The organism is Streptomyces hygroscopicus subsp. hygroscopicus (assembly GCF_001553455.1).
GTDB classification, from domain to species: domain Bacteria; phylum Actinomycetota; class Actinomycetes; order Streptomycetales; family Streptomycetaceae; genus Streptomyces; species Streptomyces hygroscopicus.
Genome location: NZ_BBOX01000230.1, coordinates 1 through 18847 on the forward strand (window position 1 = coordinate 1; position 18847 = coordinate 18847).

Consider the following 18847-nt stretch of genomic DNA (forward strand, 5'->3'; position numbering starts at 1 on the left):
CCTCTAGACGGGCACCGGGGGCACATGGCAACACAGGCTCGGCGGCACGGGCGTGAGCTGCCCGGTCGGGGTGGCACCGGCGGAGGGCTAAAAGCCCACTGCCCCGGCATCCGATCGGATGACCGCCGCTCGACGTCGCGTCGTTCTCCGGTCTCCGGTCTCCGGTCTCCGGTCTCCGGTCTCCGGTCTCCGGCCTACGCTGCCAACGGTGGAGCGACCGTACGCCATCGAAATCGAACCCGAGGTAAGAGCATGGCTGGGCACTCTGCCGCAGCTACTCGTGTTCGGCGAACGCGGTGATCAGGCTGTGGGGTGCGTTGTCGCCGAACATGAGTTCGTAGCCTTCGACTCCTTCGGTGGCGGCTTCGGTGCCGCGGGGGAACATGGCCTGCTCGTACTCGGTGAGGGCGGCCTCGGTGTCGTCGGGGTGCGCGGCGAGGGCCTTGCCGAGTTCGGCGCCGTCGAGCATGGCCAGGTTGGCGCCTTCGCCGTTCGGGGCCGAGAGGTGGGCGGCGTCGCCGACCAGGGTCACCCCGGGCACCCGGTCCCATCGGTGCCCGATCGGCAGTGCGTTGAGCAGGCGCAGGACCGGCGCGGTGTCGCTGTCGGTGATCAGCGCGGTGAGCTCCGGCGCCCAGCCGTCGAACTCCCGTGCGATCCGGGCGGTGGCCGCGGCGGCATCGGTGAAATCGATGGCGGCGAACCAGTCCTGCGGCTTGGTGAGCGCCACATAGGTGTGCAGGGTTTCGCCCTTTTCCCGGTGGGCCTGGATCCCCTTGCCCGGCGCGAGCGCGAGCATCGACCCGCCGCCGACCGTCTTCGCGGCGGCCGGGTGCCGGGTTTCGCTGTCGAACAGCCAGGTCTCGACGAACGACCGGCCGACGTACTCGGGTGTGGCGGCGGAGAGCAGCGGCCGGACCCGTGACCACGCGCCGTCCGCGCCGACCAGCAGGCTGGTGACGACGGTGCCGCCGTCGGCGAACGTCACCTCGTGGCGGCCCCCGCCGAGGGCACGGACGCTGCTGACCTTGTACCCCCACCGGACGGTGCCGGCCGGGAGCGAGTCGAGCAACATCTGTCGTAGTTCGCCGCGCTGCACCTCGGGGCGTCCGCCCGTGCCGTCGTCGGGTTCGTGGAACAGGACGGTGCCGTTCCGGTCGAGGATCCGCATGGCCTGGCGGCCCTCCAGGATGAGGCCGCGGAACTCGTCCATCAGGCCGGCCGCCCGCAGGGCCAGTTGGCCGTTGTAGTCGTGGATGTCGAGCATGCCGCCCTGCGAGCGCGCCGTCGGTGAAGGCTCGGCCTCGTAGACCGTGGCCGGGATGCCGTGGACGTGGAGGACGCGGGCGAGGGTGAGGCCGCTGAGTCCGGCGCCGATGATCGTCACGGGAGTGCGCATCGTGAATCCTTCGCGATCGAGGCCGCTCGGTGGGGCCCGGCCAGCCTCTCTGGTATGCCGTTCCAACATTGGAACGGCGCTCCATGTTGGAACGGCGCTCCAGGCATGTCAAGATGGCCGCATGGCAACGCGGACGCGCCGGTCACAGCGGCGCACAGAGGCGCTCTCCCGCGAGCGCATCGTCGAGGCCGCCATCGAACTGCTCGACGCGGCCGGCGAGAGCGGGCTGACGTTCCGGGCGCTGACCGAGCGCCTCGCCACCGGGCCCGGGGCGATCTATTGGCATGTGGCGAACAAGGGCGAGCTGCTCGGCGCCGCGACCGACGCCGTCGTCGCCGCCGCGCTGGCCGCCGGGCACGCCGCGTCCGCCGGACCCGCTGAGGCCGCCGGACCCGCTGAGGCCGCCGGGCACGCCGAGGCCGCCGGGCACGCCGAGGCCGCCAAGTCTCCCGAGTCTGCCGGGTCCGCCGAATCCGCTGAGGCCGCCGGACCCGCCGAATCCGCCGAGTCCCCCGAGGCCATCGAGCCCACTAAGTCCCACGAGTCCGCCGGACCCGCCGAGGCCATCGAGGCCGCCGGGGCCGCGGGCTCACCGCAGGACGGGATCCGTGCCGTCGCGCTCGGCCTGTTCGACGCGATCGAGGAACACCCGTGGCTCGCCTCGCAGCTCATGACGCAGCTCTCCCACAGCCTCTGGGAGACGGTGGCGCCACGGATCTTCGAAAGCGTCGGTCGTCAGATCCGCGCGCTCGGCGTGCCCGAGAGCAGCTGGTTCGCGGCGACCTCGGCGTTGATGCACTACATCCTCGGCGCCGCGGGCCAGAACGCCACGAACGCCGCGAGCGCCCGCACGCTCGGGCCCGAGGTGGACCGCGCCCGGTTCCTCGACGCCGCGTCCACGGCATGGGAGCAGCTCGATCCCGACGACTACCCGTTCACCCGGGCCGTCGCGGGCCAACTGCGCGGGCACGACGACCGCGAGCAGTTCCTCGCCGGGGTCGATCTCATCCTCTCCGGCATCACCGCCTCCCTGCCTGCCCGGTGAAGAGGCGTGCCGAAGAGGGGTACCGAAGAGGCGTGCCCAAGAGGTGTGCCCAAGAGGTGTGCGCCGCACCGCCACCTGAGCCGACGGGGCCCAGCCGTCAGTGCGGGTCCGTACGTACGTACGGCATCCCCCACGCCTCGCGGAACCGCCTCAGCACGAGACGTGCCACAGCCGGTGACGCGGCCAGTTCGAAACGTGCTTCGGCGAGCCGCTGCAGATCTCCGTCAGCCCCTTTGCGCTCGATGTCCACGCTGCCGGGAAAGGGTTCCTCCCGGGTGAAGAAGTCGAGCAGCGTCAGCACGAAGTCGCTGTACGCCCCGAGCTGATCCCATTGCGGTTGGCCGTCCTGGGGGCCGGTCGGGGCGGGCCCCGGCCCCGTGGGGGCACCGGTCGTGTCGGCCAGGCGCTGGATGGCCCCGCGCAGGACCGACCTCTGGCCGGGCTCGGAGCGTTCGCGCAGGAGCAGGATGGTCGAGCGGGCGTCGTCCAGCTGCGGGGCCCAGTCCGCTGGGCAGTCGGTCCGGCCGAGCGACACCCGGAAGCCTGCCAGTGTTTCCAGGAGTTCGCTCAGGAGCAGTTCGCGGGCGATCTCCGGCAACCGCCCTCCGCCGCGGCCCAGGCGCTCGGGGATCGTGACCATCCTGCGGGTGTACCGGATCAGGTCTCGTGTGATGCCCCCGGAAAGGCAATGCGCGAGGGCGATGAAGGGCGTGGTCAGGCCGGGAACCCGGTTGTCCAGTATGTCGTGCGACTCCGCCAGGGTCCGCGGCTCGATATGGACGACGTCGTCCAGTGAACTGTCGATGACGTCCCGGGCCGGGAGTCCCCGGCGGACGAAGTCCGCTCCTACGTCCTCGGCGACGGAGATGAGGAAATACACATTCGGGATGCCGAACACCGCCTTGATCTCGGCCAGCAGCAGCCGCGCCTGCTCTGCCGTGCCGATACGGTCCACCTCATCGATGATGATGAATATGCGACGCTCGCCGTCCTGGTTTCCGTCTCCGCTCTTCCCCGCTTTCGCCATGCGCTCGAGCAGGTCCCGGAAATGCCCGACCAGTTCGGGAAAGGTGAGCGCACGCGACGAGAGCGTCGTCGTGCGGTTGGCCGACACGTTCGCGGCGGCCAAGGGTGTCAATCCCGTACTGGTCGCCAGGCTGGTGCTCTGCGCGGTCCGGAGAAGGTAAAGGTAGTTGACACACTCCTTGAGGAGTGGTGAGTTCTTCTGCCACCTCGGCAGCGAGGCCAGCACGCCGAGGCCGAGCAGAGCCAGCGGCACCCGCGTCCACCAGACGTGGTGTTCCCAGAGGTGGGTGAGATATCCGCCGGCGCCGTCCCAGAAGCGCGTCAGCCGCTGCTGGACGTCGCCTTTCACCGCCTCTCGCAGCGCTTGTGCGGCCGGTGCCAGCGCGACGGACAGAAGGACCAGTCCGGCCAGGAGGCGAGCCCAGAACGGGAACACTCTGCGCAGCCTCATCAGGATGTGCTTGCGCAGTTTCACCAGGAAGAGGTACGACGCATCGGCCGCGGTCCCGTGCCGGGCGATGAATTTTTCGCATACCTGCTGAAACAGGGAGAGCAGGAATTCCTGCGGCACGTAGGCGGCGGGGATCTGGACAGGCACCACGAGATCCCTGTCGGCCCATTTCTGCGCCTGGGCCCTGAGCAGGGTGGATTTACCCACTCCTCGCGGCCCCGAGATCGCGATGGTCCCGCCGGCCATCAGCCCCATCTTCGTGGCGAGGTTGCGCTGCTCCCGGTGCGGAACGACATAGCGCAGGTCGTGGACCTCGATGAGGCCGAGAAGGTCGGGAGTGACCAGCAGGGTGTCGTGGCCGTCCCCGATCATGCGTCTGAGCACCGGCCTGACACAGCCGGTGAGGGTGGTCCGCAAGGACCGCTCCCACTGACGGCGCATGAAGGCGACCTGCCAGTGCAGTGTGGCCAGCCGGACCAGCAAGAGCGGCCGTCCTGGTGACCACCGGGACCGGTGGTACCGGGCAGCCGCGACATCGCGCTGCTCCACGGCGTCCTGGTAGTCCTCGTACTCGCGGAAGCCCGAGGCGAGTACGTCCCTGACGAACCGGGCGCCGTGGAATTCCGCCGTCAACCGCCGCTCGTCCACCTCCGGCACATGGGGTGCCGCCAGGTAGCCCTGGAGCACGGTGTCCTCCGCTTGGAGCCTGCCGACGGCCTCTCGATAGATCGCCCCGTCTTCGGGGCGGCTCCAGACGTATCCCCTCGGCTCCGGCTCCACCGCCGCACCCCCATAGCATCGCCCCGGTCGGTACGATCATCACAGCATGTGAACCGGTTCTACGGGGAGCAGGTCATGTCCGAACCGACCGTGTCCGGCGGCAGTGACTCACCCGCCGTCGCGCTGGGGCTCACCGCGCTGGTCCTCGGCGCCTTCGCCGCCCTGGGCGCGTGGGTGCCCTCGTTGGTGCTCGTCACGCTGCCGTGGGCGATCCTCGCCGGAGCCCTCGCCATCGCGCTCGGCGCGATGGGTGTCCACCACGCCCGTCGCGGCACCGGGCGGCTGTGGGCCGCCGTCGCCGGAACGGCCCTCGGCGCCATCGGATGCGCCGGGACCACCGCCCTCCTCTTCGCCCTCGGCGCCTGACGCACCAGACGCGACGGACGCGGCACGCACCAGACGCCACGGACGTGACGGACGCCAGACGCCACGGACACCACGGACGCGACACGCGACGGACGGCTCCGGAGGGAGCCGTCCGCGAGGCCGGGAGGCGGCGAGACCGCGAGACCGTATCGCCTAGTGGTGCCGGTTCGTACCTGCGCTCGTGCTTCGCCTGGCTACCACGCCACCGGGACCTGTTCGAAGGCGTCCGTGAGCAGTCCCCCGCGCCGCACCAGCCCGGCCGACGGGATCGCCAGGGCGAGACCGGGCAGCCGCTCCAGCAGCACCTCCAGGGTGACCTGTAGTTCGGTACGGGCCAGCGCCTGGCCGAGGCAGTAGTGCGAGCCCGCGCCGAAGGAGAGGTGCCGGTTGGGGGAACGGCTCAGGTCCAGCTCGTCCGGGTCGGGGAACATCCGCTCGTCGCGGTTGGCGGCGTCGATGACCGACAGGGTCGTACTGCCCTTCGGGATCACCTCGCCGCCCAGTTCGACGTCCTCCGTGAGGTAACGCGGCATGCCCGGACCCCGGTTGACGTCGAAGCGCAGCAGTTCCTCGACGGCCGTGCGGATCAGCGACCGGTCGTCCAGCAGCCGCTGCCAGCGGGACCGCTCGTCGAGCAGGACCGGGACGAGCTTCGCGATCGCGCCGGACGTCGTCTCGTGGCCGGAGACGACCAGCCCCTGCGCGATCTGGACCAGGACGCCGTCGGGCAGGCGGCGGTCGGCGGCGTCGGTGATCGCGATCAGTGCGCTGATCAGGTCGTCACCCGGTTCCCGCCGCTTCCGGGCCACATGCTCGCCCAGGTACGCCAGGAGGTCCTCGCGTGCGGTGCGGATCTCCTGTTCGTCCTGGCCGTCCAGGGCGAGCAGCGCGCCCGACCAGTACGTGAGACGGTCCCAGTCCTCCTCCGGTACGCCCAGCAGGGCACCGAGCACCCGCACCGGCAGCGGATAGGCGAAGGCCGCCACGAGGTCGGCCGGGTTCGGCCCGGCCTCCATCGCGTCCACCAGGGCATGCGCGATGGCCGTGATCCGGGGGCGGAGTTCGGCGACCCGCTGGGTGGTGAGCGCGTGGCTCAGCAACTGCCGCCAGCGCTGGTGCTGTTCGCGGGTGCCGCTGCCGCCCGACTCCGCGTGGCTCACCTCCCGTGAGAAGCGCGGATCGGACAGCATCGCGTGCACGTCCGCGTACCGCGTCAACACCCGCACCGGGGCCCCGCTCGAGCGCAGCGTCAGCTCCGGCACCGGACACCCCTCCGCCCGCAGCGCCGCCCACTCCTTCGGGGGCGCCAGGGGGTGCTCCGGCTCGAACGGAAAGTCGCCCAGCGGGCAGCGCGCTTCCCCGCCTTCCGCTTTCGTCCCGTCCGCCACTTCCGCTTCGCCCACAGAGCGCCTCCTGAGATGTACGACGTGCGGCGAACAGTTACTCACCACACATGGATTCACGTCAAAGTGGCCGACGGACGGTGGTCGGGGCCGGGGCCCGATTGCGCGACCGCCGGTCATGTGGCCGGTGTACTACGGCCGTTGGACGCCGCCGCCTGCGATAGGTCCGGGCTGGGCGGATTCGGCGCGGGAGAGGGCCACGTCGAGGACGACCAGGAGGGCGTCGCGGACCGAACCCGTCTCGCGGGCGTCGAAGACGATCAGGGGGACGGGGTCGGAGATGTCCAGGGCCCAGCGGACCTCGTCGAGGTCGTGCTGCACCTCGCCGTCGAAGGCGTTCACGGCGACGGCGAACGGGATGTCCTTGTGCTCGAAGTAGTCCACCGCGGCGTAGCAGTCGTCCAGGCGGCGGGTGTCCACGATCACCAGACCGCCGAGGGCGCCCTCGACCACGTCGTCCCACATGAAACCGAAGCGTTCCTGGCCCGGCGTGCCGAACAGGTAGAGCTTCAGCGTCGGGTCGATGGTGATGACGCCGAAGTCCATGGCGACCGTGGTGGTGGTCTTGGCGGGGGTGTGCGTGAGGTCGTCCACGCCCGCCGCGACCTCCGTGATCACCGCCTCCGTGGTCAGCGGCCGGATCTCGGAGATCGAGCCCACGGCCGTCGTCTTGCCGACCCCGAAACCACCGGCGATGACCAGCTTGACCGGCAGCGGCGGCTGTTCAACCGCTGTCGCGGAGTGAGCCCCGGGAGTCGGGGAGGGAGCCCCGGGAGTCGGGGACGGCACGGAGACCATCGATAACCCTTCGCAGTACGGAGATGTCGTGGACCGTCCCGGTGTCCGGGACGTGGACCGCCAGCTGCCCGGCGGTGCACAGGTCCTCCGCCAGGACCCGCACCACGTTGAGGTGCAGACGCAACCGGGCGGCCAGCTCCGCCACCGACTGCGGGCGACGGCAGGCGGCGACGATGTCGCGGCGTTCGAAGGTGAGCGATCTGAGGGCGGACAGCCCGTCCGGCGTCGCCACGACCTGGGTCTCGACCGGGAGCGGTGGCGCGGCGCCGCTCCCGGACACCCGGCCGGCGGTCAGCAGGAACGGGCGGACGGCGGGAGCGCGGCCCATCGGCTCGGGGGGTGCGGATTGCCTGGCGGGCGGGGGTTGTTCGACGGGCTCGGATGGCTTTTCGGGCGCCGGGTGCTCTTCGGGCGCCGGGTGCTTGTCGGGCGCGGGTCGGCCAACGGGTTCGCGCTGGCCAACGGGCTCGGGGGGCTCGATGGACTCCGGTTGTTCGACGGGCTCCGGTTGCTCGACGGGCTCGGCCGGTTCCGCGGGGCCTGTCGGCTCCGGCGACTGGTCGGCCGCTTCGGGACGTCCCGGGGCGTCCCGGGCGCTGTCCCCCGCCCCGTGCGGGGCCGTCTCCCGCGGTACTGGTTCACCGGCGACCATCTCGCCCCCTCCTGACTGCGCCGCGCGACCCGTCAGCCGACCGACCCGGCGCTTCTCTTCAGCTCCATGACGAGCTGAGGAGTGAGCGCGGCCCCGGCCCGGTTGGCGAAGAGGGTCATCTCGTACGCGACGTTGCCCAGCTTCGCCTCGTTCGTGGTCACCACGCCGAGGACGGCACCGCAGCCGATGGACGACACCAGCACATGGCCGCCCTCCAGATCGATGATGACCTTGTTCAGGCCGCCGAGGCCGTAGTTGCCGGACGCCCCGGCGGCCAGGCTCGTGACACCGGACACGATCGCGGCGAGCCGCTCGGAGTCGGCCCGTTCGCTCAGCTGGGAGACGGCGATCAGCAGGCCGTCGGAGGACACCGCGATGGCGTCCACGACCCCGGCGGTCTGGGTGGCGAACCGGTCGAGCAGCCAGGTGAAGTCGGCCGCGGCGGCTCGCAGATCGGTGGTTTCCGGCTCAGCGGAACCGCTCTTATCTGTCGGCGTGGTCACTTCCCGACTCCTTCCGGGGTCGCTGATGTGTGGATGGCGTGGGTTCGGCCTGGGTGGCGGCGCTGTCCTGCTCCGCCCTGCGTACGGCGGCCTCGAACGCGTCGAGTTCGGAACGGACCGCGTCGGCGTCCACGGGCCCGCGGACGGCCGGGATCGCCCGGTCGGCCGGTGAGGTGGTCTTGTCGAGCGTCGCGCCCCGGACGCGGCGGCGCAGCGGGCGGGAGGCGGGGGCGGCCGTACCGGCGCTCGGCGCGTTCGGCACCTTTCCCGCGCCGGGCTCGTGCGCCTTCGCCACGTTCGGCTCGTGCGCCGCGTCCGGGTTCTTCTCCGCGCTGGGCTCGTGCGGTGTCCGCACCGACTCCGCGCCCGTACGGGCCGAATCCGCGTCCGTACGGGCCGACTCCGTGCTCGTACGGGCCGCGGTCGGGAGGCGGCGGGGCAGACCGGTCCCCGTCGTCGGCGCCGCCGGGTGCCGCTCGGGTGCGGTGGTGGAGGCGAGTACGGGCAGGGGCGTGGCGGCGGGTACGGGGGCGCCGGACTCCGGCCCGGACCCCGCCGGGCGTTCCGCCGACGCCGCGACCGGCCCCGAACCGGAACCCGAACCCGACACCGCGACCGGCCCCATGACCGACGCCGAGCCCGAACCGGAACCCGGGCCCGGGACCGAACCGGAACCGGAATCGGAGCCCGAACCGGAATCGGAATCGGAGCCCGACGATGAGCCAGGCGCCAGCGCCGGTGCCGGTTTCTCCAACGGACTGAGCTCAAGCAGCAGCGGCGCCGGAATCCACACGCTGCCGGTGACCCCGCCGCCCGGCGTACGGCTCAGGGTGACCCGGAGGCCCCAGCGCCGGGCGAGACTTCCGACCACGAAGAGGCCGAGCACCTTGGTCGGTACGAGGTCGAGCCGCTCGCGGCGGACCAGCCGGGCGTTCTCCTCCGCCAGGCGTTCCGCCCCCATGCCGAGCCCGTGGTCGATGACCTCGACCAGCGCACCGCCCTCCGCGCTGACGTCGGTGCCGGGCCGGACGACGACCTCGACGGGGGTGTCGGACGGGGAGAACTCGACCGCGTTCTCCAGCAGTTCGGCGAGCATCAGCGTGAGGTCGCCGGTGATGTCGGGGGCGACGGTGACCTCGGTCTCGGCCCGCAGGGACACCCGCTGGTACCCCTCGATCTGGCCGAGCGCCGCCCGGATGACGTTGGCCAGGCTGGTCGGCCGGGCGTCCAGCTCGGTCTCCCGGATCCCGGCGAGCAGCATCAGGCTGTCGGCGTTGCGCTGGAGGCGTACGGCGATGTGGTCGATGCGGTAGAGCCGCTCCAGGAGGCCGGGATCGGTCTCCTCGCGTTCGACGGCGTCGATCAGGCTGAGCTGCCGGGTGGTCAGGTTGCTGACCCGGCGGCCGACGTTGCCGAACATCTCGCCGACGTTGCGCCGGCTGAGCACCTGGCGCTCCAGCAGCGCCGCGGCGGTGACCTGTACCTGGTTGAACGCCTCGGCCAGAGCGCCGATCTCGTCGCGCACCGGGACGGGGATCGGCCGGGGACGCAGCGGGGTGCTGTCGGTCGCGTCGTCGTCCTCGACCTTGGCGAGCTCCTCGCCCGCGACCTCGACCACCTGGTGGGCGGCGCCGGTCAGGGCCGCCAGGGGGCGTACGACCGACCGCCGGACCAGGATGGAGAAGCCCAGCCAGGCGGCGAAGCCGAGGACCGCGAGGGCGAGCAGGGCCAGCGCCTTGTGCAGGGCGTCCTGGGAGAGGCCGTCGGCCCGGTCGGCGATCTGGTCGATCAGCGAGCGGGTGATCTCGAGGCGGGCCCCGGCCTGCCGGGTGCCCGCGGCCATCGCCGTGCGCAGCTCCCGCGTCGACTGGCCCTGCAGGGAGCTGGGGTCGATCTTGAGCTGGGCGAACCGGTCCTCGAAGCCGTTCTCCTCGGCGTGCCGCTCGATGCCGTCGAGGCGCAGGACCTGATCGGGGTCGGCGATTCTGGCGAAACGTTCCGACTGCTCCTCGAAGACCCGGTGGGCGCCGACCGCGCGGGTGTACTCGGTGAGGGCGTTGGCGTCCCGGGTCTGGGCGGAGAACACCCCGCCCTCGAAGGCCGCGTGGGCGGCGTCGGCCCGCAGCACGGTGTCGACCAGCTCGACGGCGGAGGACGAGGGGGAGCCGGAGAAGTGGTCGAGCCCGATGCCGTCGATGAGATACCCGACGGCGGCGGCGTACGCGGGGTCGATCCCGGCGGCGGGCACCGAGCCCCGTTCCACCTTGTCCCGCAGCACGCTCAGGCGCTGGACGTAGTCGAGGGCCCGCGCCTCCTCCTTCGGCAGGTCCGCTCCGAACGCGGAACGCACGGCGGTGGCCCGCTCGTCGGTGGACCGCTGCGCCCGGCGGTAATCGGCGGTCGACGGGAGGGTGGCCCCCGGGCGGACCGCATCCTGCAGGACGGACAGCAGCAGCGCCTGCCGGTGTTCGGCCTGGATGTCGTTGATCAGCCGGGCGACCTGGCCGCTGTCGCGCACCAGCCGGGCGGTCCGGGCGGCGTCCCGGGCCTGCTGCACCTCGCTGTGGACGGCGAGGCCGAGGAGCACGCCGACGACCGTTAGGGGCACGATCACCAGGACGTTGAGCTTCCGCCGGAACGGCCAGCGGTCGAGGAGGGCCCCGGGGGCGCCCACCGCGCGACGGGACCTCGGGCGCAGCGGCGCACGCCCGGACGGGTCCTGTTCGAGTGGCGGGTCCGCTGTGTCCACAGACACCCAGGTCCTCCTTCGATGTGCTCCTGTGCGGTGACCGAGGTGTTGTTGTCGCCGATCGCCGACGACCGGAAGCGGGAGTCGGCGCAGGGCGTTTCATGCCGGAATATGAGCGACGGGATTGCGCCACACACCCAACCGGCCGTGAACACTACCGCCTGTGCGCACTCGCGCAAGGCATGCCCCCTCAACGATCACGGAATATCCACGCTTTGCTGGGTTTAGGTCATCTCCGCATCGCCCGGTGCCCCGCCGACGGCGCGGCCGGTGTCCGCGAGGTGTCCGCCCGGTGCGCAAAGGGTGGAGAGCCGGGGCGTCACGGGGCCTGGCTTGTTCACGACTGTGTACGGCGGGGGGCGCCCCTGCCGACAGGGCGGTCGCCCCGCACGGTCCCCGTACGGGCCCGGGGGAACCGCCCTCGCACGGCACCGCACACGCCCAACGGCCACCCCACGCGATCCCCGTACGGGCCCGAGGGGACCGCCCTCGCACGGCACCGCACACGCCCAACAGCCGCCTCGCCCCGCGCGGCACCGCACGCCCAACAGCCGCCCTACGCGACACCGCACACGCCCAACAGCCGCCTCGCGCGGCACCGCACATGACGAAGGGGGCTGCACCGCACGGCACCGCCACCCGTAACCTGTCTCCCCCACCCCGGCTCATCCCCGGACCCGTTCCCCGGCTCCCACCCCGTACCCTCCGTACCCCCGCAACTCCCGTACCCCCGCCCTCCGTACCCCCGTTCCCCCGTAACTCACGTACCCGCGTACCCTCCGTACCCCCGTGCCCTGCGAGGAGACCCGTGCACCCCACCCGCAAGGCGGCCCTGACGGCCACCGCGCTGCTGGCCGTGGCCGCCACCGGCTGCGAGCCCGGCGCCGCCACCACCGCGTCCCACCGGGCCTCCGCCGAGCCCGGCTGCCCCACGGCCCTGGCGCGGGCCAAGCAGGCGGTCAAGAAGGCGGAGGCCGTCGACGCGCCCTGGACGGGCCCCACCACCGGGCCGGAGGCGGCGGCTCACGGCAAGCGCCTGGTCTTCATCGCCCACGACCTGTCCAACCCCGGTCCCACCGGCGTCGCCCAGGGCGTCCAGGAAGCCGCCAAGCTCGTCCGGTGGAGCGTGCGCACGCTCAACGGCAGGGGCACGCCCGCCGGTTACCGCTCCGCCTTCAAGCAGGCCCTCGACCTCAAGCCCGACGGCATCGTCATCGCCGGTCTCGGCCCAGAGAGCGTCCCGGACGAGATCAAGAAGGCCAAGGCGGCGGGCATTCCGGTGGTCGGCTGGCACGCCGCCCCGACCCCCGGCCCGGACGGGCGTCCCGAACTCTTCACCAACGTCTCGACCCGGGTCGAGGACGTCGCGAGGATCAGCGCCGACTGGATCATCGCCCGGTCCAACGGCCGGGCGGGAGTGGTGCTGTTCACCGATGCCACGGTTGCCTTCGCGAAACGCAAATCCGACCTGATCAAGAAGGAGCTGGCCGCCTGCTCCGACGTCAAGGTGCTCAGCTACCGGAACATCCCGATCCCCGAGGTCAGCAAACGCGCCGTCGGGGAGGTCCGCTCACTGCTCTCCCGCTATGGCGACCAGTGGACGTACTCGGCCGCCATCAACGACCTGTACTTCCGCCACGCCGCCTCCGCCCTGCGCGCCGCGGGCAAGGACGGCGCGGGCGCCCCGTTCAACATCGGCGCGGGAGACGGCGACCCGTCGGCCTTCCAGCGCGTCAACGGCAAGCAGTACCAGGCCGCCACGGTGCCCGAGCCCCTCTCCGAACACGGCTGGCAGATCGTCGACGAGTTCAACCGCGCCTTCGCGGGCGAGCCCGCCAGCGGATACGTCTCCCCGGTCCACATCGCCACCGACGCCAACAGCGGCGGTGCGCTGTCCTGGGACTCCGAGGGGTATCGGCAGGCTTACCGCAAGATCTGGGGGAAGTAGCCGGCCGGGGCACGGGGTGAGGGAGCCCGTACCCCGGCCCGCGCCGTGACCGGTCAGTCCTGGTGGACCTGGTTGCGGCCCGGACCGCCGGAGAGGGTGTCCGTACCCGGCCCGCCCCACAGCACGTCGTCGCCGCTGTTGCCCCAGAGCTTGTCGTTGCCCGCCTCGCCGAACAGCCGGTCGTTGCCCTTGCCGCCGTAGAGTTCGTCGTCGCCCTTGCCGCCGCGCAGGATGTCGTTTCCGTCGTCCCCGTACAGCAGGTTGTCCTCGGAGTTTCCGGTAATGGTGTCGTTCCCGGCGCCACCGTGGCATTCGTACGTGCAGTTGGTGATGGTGTCGTCGCCGTCGCCGCCGAAGGCGCCGAAGCCCATGACACCGCCGCCACCGTCGATGTGGTCGTCGCCGCCCTCGCCGTAGAACACGTCCGCGGCGCTGCCCTGGAGGACGTCGTCACCGGGGCCGCCGTGAATTCCGGCGTACGCGTCGCTGCCGGCGTCGATCTTCGCGGTGTCGTCGCCGTCGCCGAGGTCGACGTCGTAGATATCCGAGTCATCGGAGTTCTGGGGCATCAGCACCGCACACCGGGCAGCGGTGTGATCGGCCGCGGAAGGGTAGGCGCACTCGTTGTGCTGCGCTGCCTGCGCGCTGATGGTGATAGCACCCTTATCGCGGAAGGTGAGGATGTAGTAGTACTCGAATTCGCCCCGCTGTTCGATCTTCTCGGAGACCGTCAGGTTGTTCGTCTGTCCCGGGGCGGCCTTGTACCAGAGTTCGCCGTCGTCGGCGAGGACGAGGGAACCACTGGTCGTCGTGGCCGCCTGGGCGGCGGGGGCCGCGAACGCGGCTCCCGCCAGGGCGAGGGCGAGGGTGGCTGTAGCAGCCATGGTCCGGTACATGCGCATGGGGAGGCGCCCCTTCGTGGAATCGGTGTCGATCAGGCCGGTGGAAAGATGCCGCGTCAATCGCCCCCGCCGTCACCGCGGTCGGCGATTCACTGTTTCCGAGCGACCCGTTAGACCGCGCATCGCCGATCGCGGTTGCCCCGGAAATCCCCTAGTTCGGCACAGGAGCAGGCCGCCGCATTATTTGCGGGCCGCGGCGGAGAAACATCCCCATCTCCGTAACCGCTTTTTCCGGACCGCTTAACCCTTTGTTCACCGAGGAATTGACGGAAACGGTGGCGGTGACCGGGCGGCACGGGGCCGCGCGACCCGGCCTAGAGTTCCCGCCGCCGGGCGCCGCCTGCTGCGGGGGCGCCGCCTGCTGCGGGGCGCCGTCTGCCGCAGGGGCACCGTTTGCCACGGGGTGCTGCCCGCCGCCACGTGCCGTACGCCGCCACGTACCGTCCGCCGCCGCGCGTCCTGCGGCACGCGCTCGGGGCGAGGCTCAGCCATCCGTAGGCCCGGGGCTTGCGGGAGGCGGCGGCCGACAGGTCTCCTGCCATCTGGTGGCGGACAACGGCACCGCCCCGGACGCCTCGGCCCCCTGAGCGTCCACCACCCGCACCCCGTAGGAGACGCTGCGCGATGTTCACCACCCGACCCACGCTCCAGGGCACCCACGGCATGGTGTCCTCGACCCACTGGCTGGCCTCGCAGTCCGCCATGGCCGTCCTGGAGGACGGCGGCAACGCCTTCGACGCGGCCGTGGCCGCCGGGTTCGTCCTGCACGTGGTCGAGCCGCACCTGAACGGGCCCGCCGGGGAAGTGCCGATCATCCTCGCCCCGGCGGGCGGCGAACCCACCGTGCTGTGCGGACAGGGCCCGGCCCCCGCCGGGGCGACCATCGACCACTACACGGCGCTGGGTCTCGACCTCGTCCCGGGCACCGGCCCGCTCGCGGCGGCGGTGCCCGGCGCGTTCGACGCCTGGATGGTGCTGCTGCGCGACCACGGGACGAAGCGGCTCGCCGAGGTGCTGCGGTACGCGATCGGCTACGCCGAGCACGGCCATCCCGCGGTCGAGCGGATCGGGGAGACGGTGGAGACGGTCCGGGAGTTGTTCGAGACCGAGTGGACGACCTCGGCCGAGCTGTATCTGCCGGACGGGACGTCCCCCGTCGCCGGACGGCTGCTCACCAACCCCGCGCTGGCCGCCACCTGGCGGCGGCTGATCGCCGAGGCGGAGGCGGCCGGGCCGGGGCGCGAGGCACAGATCGAGGCGGCCCGCCGGGTCTGGCGCGAAGGGTTCATCGCCGAGGAGCTGGCGGACGCGGCGGCCCGGCCCGCGATGGACTCGTCCGGGCAGCGCCACGCCGGGACGCTCACCGGGGACGACCTGGCGGCCTTCGAGGCCACGTACGAGGCGCCGGTCCGCCACTCCTGGAACGGCTGGACGGTGTGCAAGGCCGGGCCCTGGAGCCAGGGGCCGGTGCTGCTCCAGCAACTCGCCCTGCTGCCGGACGGGCTGAGCGCGGCCGACCTGGGCACGCCCGACTTCCTGCACACCCTGATCGAGGGCGGCAAGCTCGCCATGGCCGACCGCGAGGCGTGGTACGGGGACGCCGCCGACGTGCCGCTCACGGAGTTGCTCTCGCGTCCGTACAACGACGAGCGGCGGGCGCTGATCGGCGAACGGGCCTCGTACGAGCTGCGCCCCGGCCACCCCGGGGGCCGTACGCCGCGCCTGAGCAAGCAGGCGCTGGCCGCGGTGGCCCGCGCGGCCTCCGGGGCGGACGGCCCGGCCGCCGGGCCGGGCGGCGGGGAGCCGACGGTCGGCGGCGGGGACCTGGGCCTGGGGCTGGGGGGACCGGCGCACGGCGACCCGGCCGCCGCCGATCCGGCCGTCGACCGGGACGGGGTGACCCGCGGCGACACCTGCCACCTCGATGTCGTGGACCGCTGGGGCAACATGGTCGCGGCCACGCCCAGCGGCGGCTGGCTCCAGTCCAACCCCGTCATCCCCGCGCTGGGCTTTCCGCTCGGCACCCGGCTCCAGATGACCTGGCTGGACCCCGGCCTGCCCAACTCCCTCACCCCCGGCCGCCGCCCCCGCACCACGCTCACCCCGTCACTGGCGCTGCGCGGCGACACCCCGGTCATGGCCTTCGGTACCCCCGGCGGCGACCAGCAGGACCAGTGGAGCACCCACTTCTTCCTCGGTGTCGCGCTGCGCGCCCCGGTGCGCTCCGGGCTGGATCTCCAGGGCGCCATCGACGCCCCCAACTGGCACCAGGAGTCCTTCCCCGGCTCCTTCCACCCGCGTGCCATGACGGCGGGCCGGGTGGTCGTGGAGTCCCGCATCGGCGAACCCGTGGTAGCGGAACTCCGCCGCCGCGGCCACGACGTCGTGGTCGGCGAACCCTGGTCGGAGGGCCGCCTGTGCGCCGTCGCCCGCGACCCGGAGACGGGCGTCCTGCTGGCCGCCGCCAACCCGCGCGGCGCGCAGGGCTACGCGGTGGGCCGCTGACCGCCTTGGGGAGTGCGCGTTCGCGGCGTACGGGCTTGGGACGTACGGGCTTGGGACGTACGCGCTTGGGACGTACGCGCTTGGGACGTACGCGCTTGGGACGTACGCGCTTGGGACGTACGCGCTTGGGACGTACGCGCTTGGGACGTACGCGCTTGGGACGTACGCGCTTGGGACGTACGCGCTTGGGACGTACGCGCCGCTAGCGCCGGTAGCCGCCGGGGTCGGCGGCCCGGAGCTTCGCGGCGCGCTCCAGCGGGTCGTAGCCGGGGCCGACGCCCTCGACGAGGACGACATCGCCTTCGATGTGGTCGGTGCGCAGCCGCAGGATGTCCTGATAAGCGGGCGACTCGTACCAGGTGCGGGCGTCCGCCATCCCGCCCGGGAACTCGATCAGCACCACACTGCCCGGCCACTCCCCCTCGACCACCTCCAGCGTGCCGCCGTGGATGAGGAAACGGCCGTGGAAGGGGTCGAGGGTGGCCTGGATCCGCTCCAGGTACTCGATGACGTCGGGGTGCGGGCTGCGGCCGCGCAGATGCGCGAGCCCATAGGCGGCGGGCATGGCTCCTCCAGACGTTGGAAGCTGATCGCCGGATGAATCCGGCGTCTCGGGCGGACGCGTTCCCCGTCTCCGGTGAACGGACCGGCGCCTTCGGGGACGGAGCAGCGTCTCCGGTGAACGGACCGGCATCTCCAGGGACGGACCGGCATCTCCGGTGAACGCGTTCCGCGTCTCCGGCGGACACGGACCAGCCTGCCGCGCACCCGCACGGACGTCGATTACCCGCGACGTCATGGCCGCCGGGCCCCCTTCGGAAAACCAGGCGATCGGAACTAATGTGCTGTTTCATGCCCGCTTCGTCCTCCGACCTGCGTGCCGACGACATCCTCGCCCTCGCCCGGCTGTCCACCAGGCCCGGGGCGGTACGGGCCATGCTCGGTTGGCTGACCCGGCGCACCGGGGGCCCGGCCGTGCTGGTCAGGGACACGGGCCGGGTGCTGGCCGGGCCGGAGGGGGAGCGCGACCCCGCGGTGGCACGGGCCGCCGCCGACGCCGTCGCCGAGCTGCGGCGTCGGGGGGCGCCGTCCGCCGTACTGGGCGGGGCCGAGGGGCGGCCGGTGCATCTGATCGCGCTCGACACCGACCCGAGGACGTATCTCGCCGTCGTCGGGCCGGACGATCCGCACTGCGGGACGCTGCTCGCCGACGCCGCCCGCACCCTCGCCCTGTGCTGGCGGCTGGAGCAGGCGGAGCGGGCCCGCCGCCGGATCGAGTCCGCCGAGGGGCACAGCCGGGAGGCGGTGCTGCATCTGCTGATGGTCGGCAGTGTGCCTGCCGCGCAGCGGATCGCCGGGGCGCTCCGGCCGGCGCTGCCCGGGGTGATCCAGGTGTATGTGATCGAGTGTCCGCAACCCCGGCGGCGCGAGATCGCCCGGCGGATCGACCGGGAGGCCGGGGGCGGGGCGTGGATCGTGCCGTGTCCGGTGCGCCCCAACCACGTCATCGCGCTCGTACCGCCCGAGACGGGCCCGCCCGGCGGGACCGGCCCGGCCGACGCAACGGATCCGGCCGCCGGGACGGAGGCGTCCACCGGGACGGACACGTCCACCGGAACGGACGCGTCCACCGTGACCGGCCCGGCCCCCACGACTGCCCCGACCGACGGAACCCACCCGGCCGACGCGACCCACCCAGCTACCGGAACCCACCCAGCCGACGGAACCGCCCCGGCCACCCCGGCCACCGTGGGCGCCGTGGACGCCCCCGCCACCGTGGGCGCCCCAGCCGGCGGAACCGACCCGGCCACCGTGGGCGGCGGCCCGCCCCGGCCGCCCCGCGTGTCGCTGGACCGGCTGATCGTCCGTCTGGTGCCGGAGAGCCGGGTCGGGGTGAGCGAGCGGGTGGCGCTGCGGGACACGCCGACCGCCTACGAGCAGGCGATCCACGCGCTGGCGGTGGCCCGTAACGCGCCCGAACGCCGCGCCGCGTTCGGCGGCGATCTGGATGTCACCGTGCTGGCGGGCCCGGCCGGGTACCGGTGGGCGAGCGAGCTGCTGGCGCCCTGTCTGCGGTACGCACCGGCCCGCCGCGCCGACCCCGGCCCGCAGGAGTTGCTGGGCACGCTGGGCTCATGGCTCAGCTTCGGCGGGGCGGCCAGCCGCCATCTGAAGATCCACCGCAATACGCTCGCCGCCCGCGTCCGCCATCTCGACGAGCTGCTGGGCGTGCCGGTCAGCCGCAGCCTGGCCGCGCAGTCGGCCGCCTGGCTGGCGCTGCGGCTGTACACCGCGCCCCAGGCCGCGGCGGCCCTCGCCC

14 protein-coding genes and 1 pseudogene are annotated in these 18847 nt (G+C 72.5%); 6 read left to right on the top strand and 9 right to left on the bottom strand.

Annotation, left to right across the window (positions count from 1 at the left end; all coding sequences use genetic code 11):
• Positions 1-274: 274 nt before the first annotated feature.
• A complete protein-coding gene (locus AXW62_RS23240) occupies positions 275-1399 on the bottom strand; it encodes an FAD-dependent oxidoreductase (RefSeq protein WP_060946210.1) in 1125 nt (374 codons plus the stop codon).
• Between the two features lie 121 nt (positions 1400-1520).
• Between AXW62_RS23240 and AXW62_RS47470 the strand changes: the two are divergent.
• Positions 1521-1748: pseudogene (locus tag AXW62_RS47470) on the top strand (TetR family transcriptional regulator); the annotation flags it as partial.
• Positions 1743-2444 carry a TetR/AcrR family transcriptional regulator C-terminal domain-containing protein gene (locus AXW62_RS47195; protein WP_079115750.1) on the top strand — a complete coding sequence of 234 codons (702 nt, stop codon included), beginning with the start codon at positions 1743-1745 and terminating at the stop codon, positions 2442-2444. The pseudogene AXW62_RS47470 and the gene AXW62_RS47195, both read left to right, overlap by 6 nt.
• Before the next feature lie 97 nt (positions 2445-2541).
• Here AXW62_RS47195 and AXW62_RS23250 read toward each other — a convergent pair whose 3' ends face one another.
• Complete coding sequence (locus AXW62_RS23250) at positions 2542-4701, bottom strand: P-loop NTPase fold protein (protein ID WP_159060941.1); 2160 nt, start codon at positions 4699-4701, stop codon at positions 2542-2544.
• Between the two features lie 75 nt (positions 4702-4776).
• Between AXW62_RS23250 and AXW62_RS23255 the strand changes: the two genes are divergently transcribed.
• Complete coding sequence (locus AXW62_RS23255) at positions 4777-5067, top strand: hypothetical protein (RefSeq protein WP_060946220.1); 291 nt, start codon at positions 4777-4779, stop codon at positions 5065-5067.
• A gap of 194 nt (positions 5068-5261) precedes the next feature.
• Here AXW62_RS23255 and AXW62_RS23260 read toward each other — a convergent pair whose 3' ends face one another.
• From AXW62_RS23260 to AXW62_RS23285, 5 genes are all read right to left on the bottom strand, one after another.
• Entirely contained in the window at positions 5262-6470 is a 1209-nt protein-coding gene (locus AXW62_RS23260; RefSeq protein WP_244502770.1) for a cytochrome P450, read from the bottom strand.
• A gap of 132 nt (positions 6471-6602) precedes the next feature.
• On the bottom strand, positions 6603-7268 hold the full coding sequence (locus AXW62_RS23265) for a GTP-binding protein (protein WP_060946213.1): 666 nt from the start codon (positions 7266-7268) through the stop codon (positions 6603-6605).
• Positions 7195-7596 carry a DUF742 domain-containing protein gene (locus AXW62_RS23270; protein ID WP_060946214.1) on the bottom strand — a complete coding sequence of 134 codons (402 nt, stop codon included), beginning with the start codon at positions 7594-7596 and terminating at the stop codon, positions 7195-7197. The genes AXW62_RS23265 and AXW62_RS23270 overlap by 74 nt, the downstream gene beginning before the upstream one ends.
• Positions 7597-7952: 356 nt before the next feature.
• Positions 7953-8423 carry a roadblock/LC7 domain-containing protein gene (locus tag AXW62_RS23280; RefSeq protein ID WP_030822228.1) on the bottom strand — a complete coding sequence of 157 codons (471 nt, stop codon included), beginning with the start codon at positions 8421-8423 and terminating at the stop codon, positions 7953-7955.
• On the bottom strand, positions 8404-11178 hold the full coding sequence (locus AXW62_RS23285; protein ID WP_063817639.1) for an ATP-binding protein: 2775 nt from the start codon (positions 11176-11178) through the stop codon (positions 8404-8406). The genes AXW62_RS23280 and AXW62_RS23285 overlap by 20 nt, the downstream gene beginning before the upstream one ends.
• 802 nt (positions 11179-11980) lie before the next feature.
• On the opposite strand from AXW62_RS23285, the gene AXW62_RS23290 reads away from it, so the two are divergent.
• Positions 11981-13120 (top strand): substrate-binding domain-containing protein, encoded by a 1140-nt coding sequence (locus tag AXW62_RS23290; RefSeq protein ID WP_060946216.1) that lies wholly within the window; start codon positions 11981-11983, stop codon positions 13118-13120.
• A 53-nt stretch (positions 13121-13173) separates the two neighbouring features.
• Here AXW62_RS23290 and AXW62_RS23295 read toward each other — a convergent pair whose 3' ends face one another.
• Positions 13174-14004 carry a calcium-binding protein gene (locus AXW62_RS23295; protein WP_306305065.1) on the bottom strand — a complete coding sequence of 277 codons (831 nt, stop codon included), beginning with the start codon at positions 14002-14004 and terminating at the stop codon, positions 13174-13176.
• 642 nt (positions 14005-14646) lie between these two features.
• Here AXW62_RS23295 and AXW62_RS23300 point away from each other — a divergent pair.
• A complete protein-coding gene (locus AXW62_RS23300; RefSeq protein ID WP_060946217.1) occupies positions 14647-16527 on the top strand; it encodes a gamma-glutamyltransferase family protein in 1881 nt (626 codons plus the stop codon).
• Positions 16528-16729: 202 nt separating this feature from the next.
• Here AXW62_RS23300 and AXW62_RS23305 read toward each other — a convergent pair whose 3' ends face one another.
• Positions 16730-17092 (bottom strand): DUF1330 domain-containing protein, encoded by a 363-nt coding sequence (locus tag AXW62_RS23305; protein ID WP_060946218.1) that lies wholly within the window; start codon positions 17090-17092, stop codon positions 16730-16732.
• Positions 17093-17379: 287 nt separating this feature from the next.
• Between AXW62_RS23305 and AXW62_RS41295 the strand changes: the two genes are divergently transcribed.
• Positions 17380-18847, top strand: a 1468-nt coding sequence (locus AXW62_RS41295; protein ID WP_060946219.1) for a helix-turn-helix domain-containing protein, incomplete at its 3' end; no start/stop codon positions are given.

What these genes read in the sequence shown, in the direction of transcription:
- AXW62_RS23240 (WP_060946210.1), bottom strand. Translation starts at nt 1,399, where the DNA reads ATGCGCACTCCCGTGACGATCATCGGCGCCGGACTCAGCGGCCTCACC.
- AXW62_RS23255 (WP_060946220.1), top strand. Translation starts at nt 4,777, where the DNA reads ATGTCCGAACCGACCGTGTCCGGCGGCAGTGACTCACCCGCCGTCGCG.
- AXW62_RS23265 (WP_060946213.1), bottom strand. Translation starts at nt 7,268, where the DNA reads ATGGTCTCCGTGCCGTCCCCGACTCCCGGGGCTCCCTCCCCGACTCCC.
- AXW62_RS23270 (WP_060946214.1), bottom strand. Translation starts at nt 7,596, where the DNA reads ATGGGCCGCGCTCCCGCCGTCCGCCCGTTCCTGCTGACCGCCGGCCGG.
- AXW62_RS23295 (WP_306305065.1), bottom strand. Translation starts at nt 14,004, where the DNA reads ATGGCTGCTACAGCCACCCTCGCCCTCGCCCTGGCGGGAGCCGCGTTC.
- AXW62_RS23300 (WP_060946217.1), top strand. Translation starts at nt 14,647, where the DNA reads ATGTTCACCACCCGACCCACGCTCCAGGGCACCCACGGCATGGTGTCC.
- AXW62_RS23305 (WP_060946218.1), bottom strand. Translation starts at nt 17,092, where the DNA reads ATGCCCGCCGCCTATGGGCTCGCGCATCTGCGCGGCCGCAGCCCGCAC.